This window comes from Veillonella sp. 3913, from assembly GCF_003992235.1.
Taxonomy (GTDB): Bacteria; Bacillota; Negativicutes; order Veillonellales; family Veillonellaceae; genus F0422.
Genome location: NZ_RQVF01000001.1, coordinates 115,174 through 127,247, shown reverse-complemented (window position 1 = coordinate 127,247; position 12,074 = coordinate 115,174). Strand labels below are relative to the sequence as shown.

General features: G+C 40.4%; 15 protein-coding genes. 1 reads left to right on the top strand and 14 read right to left on the bottom strand.

Annotation, left to right across the window (positions count from 1 at the left end; genetic code table 11):
• Positions 1-55 precede the first annotated feature (55 nt).
• Positions 56-1,006 (top strand): ABC transporter substrate-binding protein, encoded by a 951-nt coding sequence (locus tag EO113_RS00650; RefSeq protein ID WP_127135225.1) that lies wholly within the window; start codon positions 56-58, stop codon positions 1,004-1,006.
• Between the two features lie 236 nt (positions 1,007-1,242).
• Here the strand turns inward: EO113_RS00650 and EO113_RS00645 are convergent, their stop codons facing one another.
• The 14 genes from EO113_RS00645 to EO113_RS00580 form a co-directional block, all read right to left on the bottom strand.
• Positions 1,243-2,016, bottom strand: coding sequence for an ABC transporter ATP-binding protein (locus EO113_RS00645; protein ID WP_127135224.1), 774 nt, complete (start codon positions 2,014-2,016; stop codon positions 1,243-1,245).
• Complete coding sequence (locus tag EO113_RS00640) at positions 2,016-2,978, bottom strand: FecCD family ABC transporter permease (protein ID WP_370466825.1); 963 nt, start codon at positions 2,976-2,978, stop codon at positions 2,016-2,018. Before EO113_RS00640 ends, EO113_RS00645 begins: the two co-directional genes overlap by 1 nt.
• A 35-nt stretch (positions 2,979-3,013) precedes the next feature.
• Positions 3,014-3,679, bottom strand: coding sequence for a precorrin-8X methylmutase (locus tag EO113_RS00635; RefSeq protein ID WP_127061037.1), 666 nt, complete (start codon positions 3,677-3,679; stop codon positions 3,014-3,016).
• Complete coding sequence (cobK, locus tag EO113_RS00630; RefSeq protein ID WP_127135222.1) at positions 3,666-4,442, bottom strand: precorrin-6A reductase; 777 nt, start codon at positions 4,440-4,442, stop codon at positions 3,666-3,668. Before cobK ends, EO113_RS00635 begins: the two co-directional genes overlap by 14 nt.
• The gene (gene cobJ, locus EO113_RS00625) at positions 4,439-5,128 is read right to left on the bottom strand and encodes a precorrin-3B C(17)-methyltransferase (RefSeq protein WP_240629045.1); all 690 of its coding nucleotides are present in this window, start codon (positions 5,126-5,128) and stop codon (positions 4,439-4,441) included. Before cobJ ends, cobK begins: the two co-directional genes overlap by 4 nt.
• The gene (locus EO113_RS00620; protein ID WP_240633643.1) at positions 5,125-6,225 is read right to left on the bottom strand and encodes a cobalt-precorrin 5A hydrolase; all 1,101 of its coding nucleotides are present in this window, start codon (positions 6,223-6,225) and stop codon (positions 5,125-5,127) included. The genes cobJ and EO113_RS00620 overlap by 4 nt, the downstream gene beginning before the upstream one ends.
• Positions 6,225-6,983: a precorrin-4 C(11)-methyltransferase gene (gene cobM / locus EO113_RS00615; protein WP_127135220.1), complete on the bottom strand. Its 759-nt coding sequence runs from the start codon at positions 6,981-6,983 to the stop codon at positions 6,225-6,227. The genes EO113_RS00620 and cobM overlap by 1 nt, the downstream gene beginning before the upstream one ends.
• Position 6,984: 1 nt before the next feature.
• Positions 6,985-7,566, bottom strand: a complete 582-nt coding sequence (gene cbiT / locus EO113_RS00610; RefSeq protein ID WP_062402561.1) for a precorrin-6Y C5,15-methyltransferase (decarboxylating) subunit CbiT — start codon at positions 7,564-7,566, stop codon at positions 6,985-6,987.
• Complete coding sequence (gene cbiE / locus EO113_RS00605) at positions 7,563-8,189, bottom strand: precorrin-6y C5,15-methyltransferase (decarboxylating) subunit CbiE (protein ID WP_127135219.1); 627 nt, start codon at positions 8,187-8,189, stop codon at positions 7,563-7,565. Before cbiE ends, cbiT begins: the two co-directional genes overlap by 4 nt.
• Positions 8,165-9,283 (bottom strand): cobalt-precorrin-5B (C(1))-methyltransferase CbiD, encoded by a 1,119-nt coding sequence (gene cbiD / locus EO113_RS00600; RefSeq protein WP_127135218.1) that lies wholly within the window; start codon positions 9,281-9,283, stop codon positions 8,165-8,167. Before cbiD ends, cbiE begins: the two co-directional genes overlap by 25 nt.
• A gap of 54 nt (positions 9,284-9,337) precedes the next feature.
• Positions 9,338-9,832, bottom strand: a complete 495-nt coding sequence (locus EO113_RS00595) for a YajQ family cyclic di-GMP-binding protein (RefSeq protein WP_062402554.1) — start codon at positions 9,830-9,832, stop codon at positions 9,338-9,340.
• A gap of 180 nt (positions 9,833-10,012) precedes the next feature.
• Positions 10,013-10,225 (bottom strand): DNA-directed RNA polymerase subunit omega, encoded by a 213-nt coding sequence (gene rpoZ / locus EO113_RS00590; RefSeq protein WP_009354099.1) that lies wholly within the window; start codon positions 10,223-10,225, stop codon positions 10,013-10,015.
• Between the two features lie 30 nt (positions 10,226-10,255).
• Positions 10,256-10,888: a guanylate kinase gene (gmk, locus tag EO113_RS00585; protein ID WP_009354106.1), complete on the bottom strand. Its 633-nt coding sequence runs from the start codon at positions 10,886-10,888 to the stop codon at positions 10,256-10,258.
• 24 nt (positions 10,889-10,912) lie between these two features.
• Positions 10,913-11,794: a YicC/YloC family endoribonuclease gene (locus tag EO113_RS00580; protein ID WP_127135217.1), complete on the bottom strand. Its 882-nt coding sequence runs from the start codon at positions 11,792-11,794 to the stop codon at positions 10,913-10,915.
• Between the last annotated feature and the right edge of the window lie 280 nt (positions 11,795-12,074).

Sequence of the window (12,074 nt, the reverse complement as noted above, 5' to 3'; positions counted from 1 at the left end):
GTATTAAAATTTAGGGGGATACGTTTCGTATCCCCTTATTTGAAAGAAATAAACAATGAAAACATATTTAAAAATTTGTAGTGCTGTTCTACTCTCCACTTCTTTGTTACTAGGTGGATGCGCAAAAACAGGTCCTACTACAACAGAAACAACTCGCACAGTCTCTTATCAAGATCAGTCCTATACAATACCTGCTAACCCATCTAAAGTTGTAGCATTATCTAATTCCATCTCTAAAATGATCTATGCTGTAGGTGGCAAAGCCATCGCTCGTGTTGAAAGTAACGAAAAATTACCTAGTGAAATTGAATCATTACCAAGCATAGGCCATACAGCCAATCCTAATATGGAACAATTAGTAGGATTACATCCTGATTTAGTATTAGGTTTACCTAGCCAACATGAAAAATTTAAAGGGCAGCTAGATAGCAACAATATTCCATCTATTCTAATTAATTACGATGGCATCAATGATAACATTCCACTATTAACATTATTGGGCAATATTTTCCATACAGAAGACAAGGCCAAATCTGTCATCGAAGATTACAATAAAAAAATCGATACAGTGAAAGCCTCGATTCCAAAAGACAAACCAGTCAAAGTTGCTGTATTACGAGCTACTGGTAAATCGGTAACAGCAGAAACTCCACTAGCAATCACGGCATCTATGGTTCGTGAATTAGGCATCACCAATGTAGTAGAACAACATTTGAAAGACAATGTAACATCTAAAACAGTACCATATTCCTTAGAAACATTAACCGTAGACAACCCTGATATCATTCTTGTGGTTACCATGGGTAAAAAGGATGAAATCAATGCAACCTTTGCCAAAGAAATGACTAGCAATCCAGCTTGGAATCAATTACAAGCTGTGAAAAATGACAAAGTCATCTTCTTACCATCCCAATGGTTCTTATTAAACCCTGGACTAGAAACACCAGAAGCTATGGCTGAATTAGTCAATATTATCTATGGTGTGAAAGTACAATTAGATAAATAATACCATAACAATTTTTAAGGGAACCCTTCAATGGGAACTCTAAAACATAAAATGACTACACTAGAGTATATTTACTCCGGTGTAGTCATTTTTGCTATCTTTTTGATTCTTTAAAGGTTGGAGAAACTAGTATTAGATATATCAGTTGTACGATATGTTCGTACCACTGAATTAAATGCTCATGTTAGATTTTTCTCTTAATAATTTTCATAAACCATAATCAGATTTCTCTAACTTTAAAGCAACCCCTGTATGCGTATATAAGGAAACTCTCCTACTTCTACATCGGTTCTGACAGCAAAGACTTTTTCTAGTAATTCTTCGGTCATCACATCTTTTGGTGATCCATCGGCCAAGATATGACCTTGATAGAGCACACCGACCCGATGGGAATACTGCGCAGCCTGATTCAATTCATGAAGAACCATGACAACTGTTAACCCTTCACGGCGATTTAAGTCCTGTAATAACTCCATAATCTCCAATTGATGGTTAATATCTAAATACGTGGTAGGCTCATCCAAGATTAATACTTTTGGCTCTTGAGCTAATGCCATGGCAATCCATACACGCTGCCGTTCCCCACCGGATAAGGAAGATACTAGTTGATTCCGCAAATGACTCACTTGTGTGGCTTCTAGGGCAGCATCTACCACTTCTCTATCATGGGTTCCTTGTTGCTTCCACCACGATTGATAAGGAAAGCGTCCGCAGTAGACCAGTTCTTCGACCAACATATCTTTTGGGATAGATGGTACCTGTGGTAAGAATGCCATATAGCGGGCTAATTCTTTATTAGAATAGTCTCTTGCCTCTTTCCCTGCAATCTGGATAGTTCCTGTACTTTTAATAGCGCTAGTAATAGCATGTAACAAAGTACTTTTACCACAACCATTAGGACCGATTAACGTAGCAATTTCCCCTTCGTATACAGTCCAATCGATGCCTTTCAAGACTTCTTTTTCACCAAAAGAGACACGACAATCTTTCACAGATATTACTGGTTTCATTAGTCATCCCTCCTCAATAAATACAAGAAGAATGGGGCTCCAAAGAAGGCCATAATAATACCCACTGGAATTTCAATAGGGCTAAATAGCGTGCGACCCACTGTATCACTGATGACTAGTACAAAGGCCCCTAAGAAGGCAGATCCTGGCAACAGGAATCGATAATCTGTGCCCAACATCATGCGAGCGATATGAGGAATGATAAGCCCTACGAAACCAATCAAGCCCGCTACTGATACGGCACTCGCTGCTAGGAGTGCTGCCACAGCAGTCATCATAAATCGTGTTTTTTCAACGGCTAAGCCTAAACTACGAGCTGTTTCATCACCTAGGCTGAGTATGGTCAATCGTTTTGCCCCTAAGAATGCAAATACTAAACCCCCTATCGTATAAGGAATTAAAACATACACTTGTGGCCAACTGCGGGCGGCAAGACCGCCTACCATCCATAATAGTGCCCCTTGCACTCGATCTCCATAGAATACGAGTAAGGCAGATATCATGGAGCCTAAGAATGCAGCCACTGCCACACCTGCCAAGATAATACGGCTGGGGCGTATACCCTGTTTCCAGGCTAAGGCATACACCAGAACAGCCGCTGTCAAAGCCCCAATAAAGGCGATAAACGGCACTGCATATTCTAAATAAGGAAATAAAATCAATACTATAACACCAGCTAATCCTGCACCCGAAGAAACCCCTACGATTTGCGGATCTGCTAATGGATTTTTCATTACTGCCTGTAAGATAGCACCTGCCACTGCTAGATTGGACCCTACTAGGGCCGCTACTATATTTCTCGGAAAGCGAATGTTCCATATGACTAGTGAATTTGTATCAGATAAAGTGGGAGACCACAATGTATGCCATATTTGAGCCAATGTAGTCTGGGCGGACCCAAATACTAAAGACAAGATGAGGGCAGCAATCGCTGCTGCCCCAAACACTAGAACGAGAAACATACGCCATGCATTGCGTGTTTGACTCGTTCTATTCATTATTTCTTTTCTTTTCCTTCTACAAATAACATGTCATTACGTTTTACATCTGTGTAGAACAATGCGTTAACAACGGATGCAGCAATGGAGCTACCACCTTTGTTACCTTGAATTGTAATGTAAGGAACTGGAGATACTTCTGCCAAATAATCTTTAGATTCTGCAGCACCTACGAAGCCTACTGGAATCCCAATGATTAAAGCAGGACGAATACCTTCTTCTAAGGCAAGGCGCAATACTTCGTATAAAGCAGTTGGTGCATTACCAATTGCCACGATTTGGCCTTCTAACTGTTTACCGAATGTACGCATCGCAGCAATAGAGCGTGTTACGCCTAATTCTTTTGCCATTTCAGCCACTTTTTCGTCACGAATTAAGCAATGTGCTTCACTGTTATGAAGTTTCAATGCTGGTTTAGAAATACCTGTGCGCACCATTTCCACGTCAGTATAAACATGAGCGCCATTATTAACAGCTGCAATACCTGCCGCTACAGCGCCTTCACTAGTACGGAATAATTTCGCATATTCTACGTCACCAGATGCATGGATAGTACGAGATACCACACGAATTTCGTCATCAGTAAATCCCATGTCTTTCACATATGGGTAAATAATTTCCATACTTTTATCTTCAATTGCTTTAGGGTTTTTAATGTAATCCATCGTAATCCTCCCATAGGGTTTTAAATTCTTCTACTGTTGAAATCGTCACTGCTCCTTTCGCCGGTGTTGGGCGATCGATAACAATGACATGAACATCTAAATCGATAGCAGCTTGTAACTTAGTGTCTGAACCTCCTACAAGGCCAGAGTTTTTCATGACTACTACTTCTGCTTTTGTATCTTGGAACATGACCTTATTCATGTCATAAGAAAATGGTCCTTGCATAGCAATGGTATATTTAGGAGATACTCCCAAATCTTCCATCATTTGTAGCACTTCCGCCGTCGGTAATACACGGGTCCATACTTCTTTATCTTGTAAAGCTTCAGACTTGGCAAAGACATGCATCGTCTTACTACCTGTTGTAAGATATACCACCTTACCTAGTTCACCTGCCAAAGTAGCTGCCTCTTCTTCATTGCTCACATGATGTAATTTATCATACTCTGGCAATGGAACTTCTTTCCGTTCAAATCGAATGAAAGGAATTTTCATATCTGCAGCGGCTTCGCGAGCTGTGGCAGTCACAATCGCCGCATAGGGATGGCTCGCATCAATAAGCATCGTTATGCCTTTATTTTGAATGAGAGCTTTCATCTCATCTAAATTTAATCGTCCTTCATGGACTTCAATGCCTGGATGGGATGCTAATTGTGCCCCATATTGGCTCACTACAGACACCAACACAGGTAATCCTGTATGCTCTTGTACTGCTACCGCCAAATTACGGCCATCTAGCGTACCCGCTATGACCCAAATCACAGTTTATATCCTCGCGGCGTAATGATTTTACCATTTTCCACATACGTTTGGCTGTTACCAATGATAACTAATGTTTGCATATCGATTTCTTCTTTGTGGAAATGTTCTAAATCAGAAATAATAATATGTTGACCTACACGACCTGCTTTTTGGACAATGCCTACTGGTGTTTTAGGATCACGATGTTGTAATACTAGTTCACGCACTTCATCTAAATGTGTGACACGTTTTTTACTACGTGGGTTATATAAAGCAATAACCATATCACCTTCGGCACACAGTGCGGCACGTTTTTTGATTAAATCCCATGGTGTCATCAAATCACTTAAGCTGATAACAGCGAAGTCATGCATCAATGGAGCACCCAATACAGCTGCTGCCATGTTTACAGCGCTTAAACCTGGTACGATATGTACAGGAGGACGTTTTTCCTCTGCTACTTTATTAGCCAATTCGATGACAAGACCCGCCATGCCGTATACTCCAGGGTCACCACTGGATACCACAACCACTTTATGACCTTCTACAGCTAAGTCTACAGCTTGTTGGCATCGATCCACTTCTTGCATCATGCCTGTACCTACAGTTACTTTGTCTGCTACAAGGTCTTTAATCAAATCTAAATAGGTAATGTAACCTACTACACGGTCAGCTTGTAGAATCGCTTCGCGTGCTTCTGGTGTCATGAATTCTGGGTTACCAGGTCCGATTCCGATGACTTGTAATGTACCCGTGCAATGGCTACGGTTGTTCTCGGAAATATTGTTTTGTGTTGCAGTAGCTCCTGCCCCTGCGCTAGTAATAGTGCTGTCGTTTCGCATACGTTTCCTACTCCTATTGTTTGTTTAACAAAATTTGATTCTATAATTTGTGCCTCTTCAATACAAGGGGCCATTTCTTCTTGTGTATAAAATTGGATAGGCCATTTTAGTGTTTCCATGGCTTCCAATAATCCTATTTCATCAGCTTTTACGATAACTGAGGCCGCTCCCTTAACACTTAATGGGGATCGTCCTACATTTTGCAATGATTCTGCTACAGCTGAAAGTATCAACTCTTTCGGTGTATCACGGCGACATCCGATACCCACTGTCATAGTCGGTGGTCGCAACACCAATGTGACACCTATACAATCAATGGTTCTATCTGTAATGACAACCTTTGGCTCATCCCCCCATGGGAATACTTCCTCTGGATGAAAGAGAGCATAGTCCACTTGATGTGCTTGTACAGCCCTTTCAAAGTCATCTGCCAAGGTGCTATCCAAATAATATTTAACAGCGTCACCATTAACGATGGCTGCATTCACCTTAATAAGCATAGAGAAGTCTTCTACCTTGGCGCCTATCTTACGAGCCAATACATCTGGTGCGGGCAACTGATTCACGTCTGTAGCTGTCGTAATCACTGGAGTTGCACCCGTAATCATTGCCACCTCGCTAGTCCATTCATTAGCGCCACCTAAATGTCCAGATAATAGGCTAATCACAAAGTGACTACCTTCGTCCATCACTAAAATAGCTGGATCTTCCGATTTATGCTTGATAAAAGGTGCGATCATACGCACTACAATGCCTGTGGCCATAATGAATAAGATACGGTCATAGTCTTTCCACAACTGTTCTATATGCATTTTCAAAGAAGAAAAGGATATGGCTGTGTCTCCACTTTCACGCTCTACTTTTTCATAACAGTCCACCACATGTTCCTGTATATAGGCACTGCGTACTTGTTGGCCTAGCTTAGCCCCACGTTTTGTAACAGATACGATAGCAATCTTCATTACTTAGCATCTCGATACATATGAGCAAAGCCTTTGTCATAGAGTTTAGATAATTCATAATCTGTATCCAGTACACGGCTTACTACAATCATAGCTTGGCGGATAACGCCTTCTTCTGCCACCACATCAGCAATCGTTTCTAAAGTACCACGAATGATGCGTTGGTCTGGCCAAGATGCTTTTACAACGATAGCCACTGGTGTTGTTTTATCGTACCCACCTTCAATTAATTCTACTGCCACTTTATCAATCATTTGTACAGACAAGAAAATGCACATTGTCGCACCATGGCTAGCCAACATAGATAATTTTTCTTTTTCTGGCATAGGCGTTCTGCCTTCCATGCGAGTGATGATCACAGTTTGGGTTACATTTGGCAATGTATACTCTTGTTGCAAGGCTGCTGCCGTTGCTAAGAAGGAGCTTACCCCAGGTGTTACATCATAAGTGATCCCCATTTCTTTCAAAGCATCCATTTGCTCTTGGATCGCTCCATAGATAGCTGGGTCACCTGTGTGTAAACGCACTACCGTTTTACCTTCTGCCACTCTAGCTTTTGTGACTGCTAATACATCATCTAAGCTCATAGACGCAGAATTATGTATTTCACAGCCTTCTTTACAAGCTTCTAAAATTGCTGGATTCACCAAGGAACCAGCGTAGATTACTACATCTGCTTCTTGTACCAATCGGTATCCCTTACGGGTAATTAATTCCGGATCTCCAGGGCCTGCGCCCACGATATGCACTTGTGCCATATTATGCCTCCTGTTTCACTGCAGTTACGATAAAAATAGGGCTCAATGGATTTAATAAATGGTATGGACCAGCTTTTCTAAAGCGGCTCACTTGCATTTGAAATCCTTCATAAGTATACGGTCTACCTTTTAGTTCTTTTAAAATAGTATAGCCTGTTTCCATAGTCACAGCGGTTACTACAAGACGACCGCCCACTTTTAACAACCGTGTGGCTTCGTCCATAATCGTCCCCATACCACCAGCACTACCACCGATGATAACAGCGTCTAATTCTGGTAAATCTTCCATACCTTCTGGCGCTTTGGCTTCAATAATTGTTAAGTTTTTTACGCCAAATTTTTCTTGATTTTGGCGAATTAAATCTGTTGCTTTTTCAAAGCGTTCGATAGCATATACATGTCCTTTCGGAGCAGCTATGGCAGCTTCAATCGAAATGGAACCAGTACCAGCTCCCACATCAAGAACCACGCTATCTTCTTCTACACGAGCTGCATTCATAACTACCATACGAATTTCTTTTTTCGTCATGGGCACATCGCCACGAATAAATTCCTCGTCTTCAATTCCAAAAAAATGTCTCATCCTAATACCACCATTACGGAGTGCCCAAAGCCCTCCAATTTTTGTAATTCTTCTAATGTACCGCGTTCAATACGCTCATCTTCATAACTCAATCGTTCACAAGCAGCCGCTTTAGTTTCTTTAGGCCAGCCATGCTCTTCGATTAAATATCTTGCAATATACGCAGGATTTTGTTCAGGATCCGTTAAGAAACCTAACTTACGTCCTTCTTCATAATACAAATCTGTTTCCTCTGGTCGACGGCCGTGAAAGCTCATTAAATCTGCATTGTGCCACACTTCACCAAGTCTAGCAAAAGCAAATGTCATGGAACTAATGCCCGGCGTCACATCAATAGGATTGTTAGGAAACTTAGTTTTTAAATACGGCAATAAAGAATAATATCCTGTATCACCGCTGACTAAGACTACAATGTCATTGGATTGTAGTTGTTCTCCCATCCACTCTGCCATAGGTGCTAATTTCGCAATAGGAAAGGTTTCCTGGCCTGGCTGAGCAAAATCTTCTAGTGCTCGCTCACTTCCTACCAAGACCTTAGCCTGTTTGATTAGATGTAATCCTCTAGGTACTACATACTCTGGGTTCCCAGGGCCAATACCTACGACATACAAGGTATGTGCCATGATTCTTCTTCTCCTATTTCCTTCGCTACCTCATCGACGGCCAATATAGTGCCATCTAAGGTAGATATGATAATACCAACCTTTGCATCTTGCGCAATATAGCGCATAGAGCGCAAGGACGCCCGATCCGCTACGCGCTGATAAATGCCCTCTAAGCGCTCTCGTTCAATAATTGGCATGGCAGCCTCTGTTGTGCGACACTCCATCAATTCTTCACAAACTTCTCGAGATGCCCCTTCTAATGCTGCATAAGCAACAATCGTTTCCATACGTCCATCACTCATGCGATTATGGGTATGAAAGCTGCCGCTAGCCAATTTGATAATTTTACCAATGTGACCAATGATGAGGATATTTTTAAATCCAATTTTGACACATTGTTCTAGCATGAAGCCAATAAAATTACTTGTTTCTGCCATTTGATTGATAGAAATTCCTAGTTGTTCTTTTGCGATTTCTTGACCAATACGCCCCGGCACTAAGATAGCTGTTGTATAGCCTGCTTCTTTCATGACACGCAATTGCGGTACTAAAGAGTTTTTGAACCCTTCTTCACTCATTGGTTTTACAATACCTGTTGTACCAATGATGGAAATACCACCTTCTATACCAAGAGTGCCATTCAAGGTCTTTCTAGCTAAGGTCTCCCCCGCTGGTACGGACACTTTCACATGAATGCCCATGCCCTTAGGTACTAATTCCTCGAATACATAGGAAATCATCGTTCTAGGCCCTGGATTGATAGCAGGTTCTCCTACAAGTAAGGCTAGGCCCGGCTTAGTCACTATACCCACTCCAAATCCTGCTTCATACGTAATATTTCCCGATTGATTTAATGTTACCGTGGTCACAATATCTGTACCATGAGTCACATCTGGATCATCACCACCATCTTTTACCACTGTCACCATTGCTTCTGTAGGAGAGAGAATCTCAACCTTAGAAATAGGCACATCAATGAATGCATCTTGAGGATTTCGTATAGAAACTTGATCTACAATTTCTTCTTCAATGAGAGCAAGGAGTCCAGCTTTTACCCCTGCTGTTGCACAGGAACCAGTGGTGTATCCACCACGCATATCTTCTACGTTCATAGTCCCTCACATGATAAAATAGGAGCATCCATTGGGTGATGCTCCTTTATTTAATTAAGATCGGAAATTCACAAATTGTAATTCCACAGGTAAATCTTGTTCACGAAGCATAGTAATCACTGCTTGCAATTGATCTTTATCTTTTCCTGCTACACGTACTTGGTCTTCCATAATTTGAGCCGTCACTTTTAATTTCATATTTTTAATTAATTTGACAACATCTTTAGCCACCTCTTTAGAGATACCATTCTTAATAGTCACAACTTGACGTACAGTACCGCCAGATGCTGGTTCGATTTTACCATACTCTAAATTTTTAATGGCTACATTACGTTTTACCATTTTCCCTTTTAGGACATCGATAATGGCTCCTAATTTGTATTCATCATCGCAATGAATTTTAATGGTATCCCCATCATGTTCTATATCTGCTTTGCTATTACGGAAATCATAGCGTGTGCCGATTTCTTTTTTCGCTTGATTTACTGCATTATCTACTTCTTGCATATCCACTTCGGATACAACGTCAAATGAACAATCTTTAGCCATATAAACCTCCAATAATTATTTACATGAACAGTTTAATTATACCCTACTTCCCTTATATTTTCTACCTTTGTAGTACCTTTTATTATAGCTTTTAGGAATGTAGTATACGTTAAAAAAATACCTAATGAATACAGCTTTGATTTCTCTATTCATTAGGCATCTTACAATCACAATATAAACTTATTTTACACCGTCTTTAGTGCGTTCAAAACCTACTTGCTCTGCAGCGATTTCGTACAAAGCGATAGACACTGGATTTTCCGTTCCTACTTCACCTACAAGGGATGGATCTCCATCTGTCAGTTCACGAGCACGCTTAGCTGCTAATGTTACCAACGTGTATTTGCTGTCCACCTGTTTTTCTAAATCTTTTAAATGCGGTTCTACCATCATAATGAACGTCTCCTTTATCTACTTACTATATTATTGCTGTCCTTGTTCATTGCTATACCGTTTATAAATGTATTGAATCTTTTCTTTGTTGCGACTAATCTTACATGTTTCAGCTCGCAAGATAGAAGCTGTTCGTTCAATGGCATCTTCCAAATCATCATTCACCACTATGTAGTCATAACGATGTGCTAATGCTAATTCTGAACAAGCTAAAGATAAACGTTTATGAATCACTTCTTTATCATCCGTACCACGACCATGCAAACGAGATGTTAACACATCTAAGGATGGCGGCACAACGTAGATAAAGACAGCATCGCTGTAGGATTCTTTTACCTTCATAGCACCTTGAATATCAATCTCCAAAATCACGCTCTTGCCTTCTTCTAATAAGTTCATAACGTGCTCTTTCGGTGTACCATAGTAATTATCATACACTTTTGCATATTCTAAGAATGCATCTTCTTTGATTAGTTTTTCAAATGTATCTACATCTCGGAAGAAATAGCTAATGCCTTCTTCTTCTCCCACCCGCGGTTGACGTGTGGTCATCGATACAGAATAGACCAGGTTTGGCATTTGTTTGCGGAGTTCTGCACAAATCGTGCCTTTTCCTGCCCCAGATGGTCCTGAAATGACGATTAATATTCCTTTATCAGACATGATAACTCCAGTACTACTTACACATTATTCTATATTCTGAATTTGCTCTCTTACTTTTTCTAACTCTACTTTCAATTGTACAACTGTATCTACAATTGTAATTTCATTCCCCTTAGATCCCATTGTATTGACCTCACGGTTCATTTCTTGTAACAAGAAGTCTAACTTCCGTCCAATAGGTCCTTCTTCCTCAAGGATTTCCTTTAATTGTACCACATGTGAGGCAAATCGGGCAATCTCTTCTGAAATATCTACTTTGTCTGAAAGAATAGCCACTTCTTGCATAAACCGTTCTTCTTGAAAATCTACGCCCACTTTATCTAGCATAGTTTGGATTCGTTGTAATAACCGATCTTCATGATGTGCTAGGGCCACATCCCTTCGACTTTCCATGTAAGCGAATAATGTTTCAATCCCTTGTAGGCGTTTCGTAATATCTTCTTTCATCGCAACGCCTTCTTTGGCACGCATCGCAAGAACACCGTCAATGGCCAATTTTGTTGCCTCTTCTAAAGATCGTCCCATCGCCTCTTCATCAGTAGGTGGTTCTTCTACAGAGATCCAATCCGAAGAAATGGACATAATTGCCGATAGAGGAACCTCTTTCACATCTGCATAGAATCCCTCTTCTACCAAAAATTGTTTAATCTGTCCACATAAGGCACGGTTCATAGATAATTCTTTCTCTTGCTCGCCGGACTCTTTGTATAAAATAGACACCTCTACCTTACCACGTTGAAAGGCAGATTGGATTAGGCGTCGAACTTTGTCTTCAAAGATATTAAATTGTTTAGGACTTTTAATTGTAATATCACAATATCTTGTGTTTACCGTTTTAATCTCTACTTGGAAACTTCCTGTTTCTGTAGTCACTATGCCGCGACCAAAGCCTGTCATACTGTTCATGGATTTACCTCGCGTTTCCGTTCTATTTCTTACCTTTCAGTATAGCACGGTAAGAGTAAAAATAAAACGTTTTATTTGCTCTAATCTATATCTACCATAATGTTAATATAGTTAGAAATTTTATTTCACTGCTAATTCAGATATGCATTATTCTTCTCTTATATATCGCTCTCAGTGAAACATCAAGTTTAACGATGTCTCTATTCAGCTATATTTTGGGTGTCATACCTTTAATTCAAAACCTACCTATATCTCCTAGTACTAGATTAGTGTATACTAG

Excerpts from the sequence above, each read along its gene's own strand:
- EO113_RS00650 (WP_127135225.1), top strand. The coding sequence starts at position 56 with ATGAAAACATATTTAAAAATTTGTAGTGCTGTTCTACTCTCCACTTCT.
- EO113_RS00645 (WP_127135224.1), bottom strand. The coding sequence starts at position 2,016 with ATGAAACCAGTAATATCTGTGAAAGATTGTCGTGTCTCTTTTGGTGAA.
- EO113_RS00640 (WP_370466825.1), bottom strand. The coding sequence starts at position 2,978 with ATGTTTCTCGTTCTAGTGTTTGGGGCAGCAGCGATTGCTGCCCTCATC.
- EO113_RS00635 (WP_127061037.1), bottom strand. The coding sequence starts at position 3,679 with ATGGATTACATTAAAAACCCTAAAGCAATTGAAGATAAAAGTATGGAA.
- cobJ (WP_240629045.1), bottom strand. The coding sequence starts at position 5,128 with ATGACACCAGAAGCACGCGAAGCGATTCTACAAGCTGACCGTGTAGTA.
- EO113_RS00620 (WP_240633643.1), bottom strand. The coding sequence starts at position 6,225 with ATGAAGATTGCTATCGTATCTGTTACAAAACGTGGGGCTAAGCTAGGC.
- cobM (WP_127135220.1), bottom strand. The coding sequence starts at position 6,983 with ATGGCACAAGTGCATATCGTGGGCGCAGGCCCTGGAGATCCGGAATTA.
- cbiT (WP_062402561.1), bottom strand. The coding sequence starts at position 7,566 with ATGAGACATTTTTTTGGAATTGAAGACGAGGAATTTATTCGTGGCGAT.
- cbiE (WP_127135219.1), bottom strand. The coding sequence starts at position 8,189 with ATGGCACATACCTTGTATGTCGTAGGTATTGGCCCTGGGAACCCAGAG.
- cbiD (WP_127135218.1), bottom strand. The coding sequence starts at position 9,283 with ATGAACGTAGAAGATATGCGTGGTGGATACACCACTGGTTCCTGTGCA.
- EO113_RS00595 (WP_062402554.1), bottom strand. The coding sequence starts at position 9,832 with ATGGCTAAAGATTGTTCATTTGACGTTGTATCCGAAGTGGATATGCAA.
- rpoZ (WP_009354099.1), bottom strand. The coding sequence starts at position 10,225 with ATGATGGTAGAACCGCATTTAAAAGATTTAGAAAAACAGGTGGACAGC.
- gmk (WP_009354106.1), bottom strand. The coding sequence starts at position 10,888 with ATGTCTGATAAAGGAATATTAATCGTCATTTCAGGACCATCTGGGGCA.
- EO113_RS00580 (WP_127135217.1), bottom strand. The coding sequence starts at position 11,794 with ATGAACAGTATGACAGGCTTTGGTCGCGGCATAGTGACTACAGAAACA.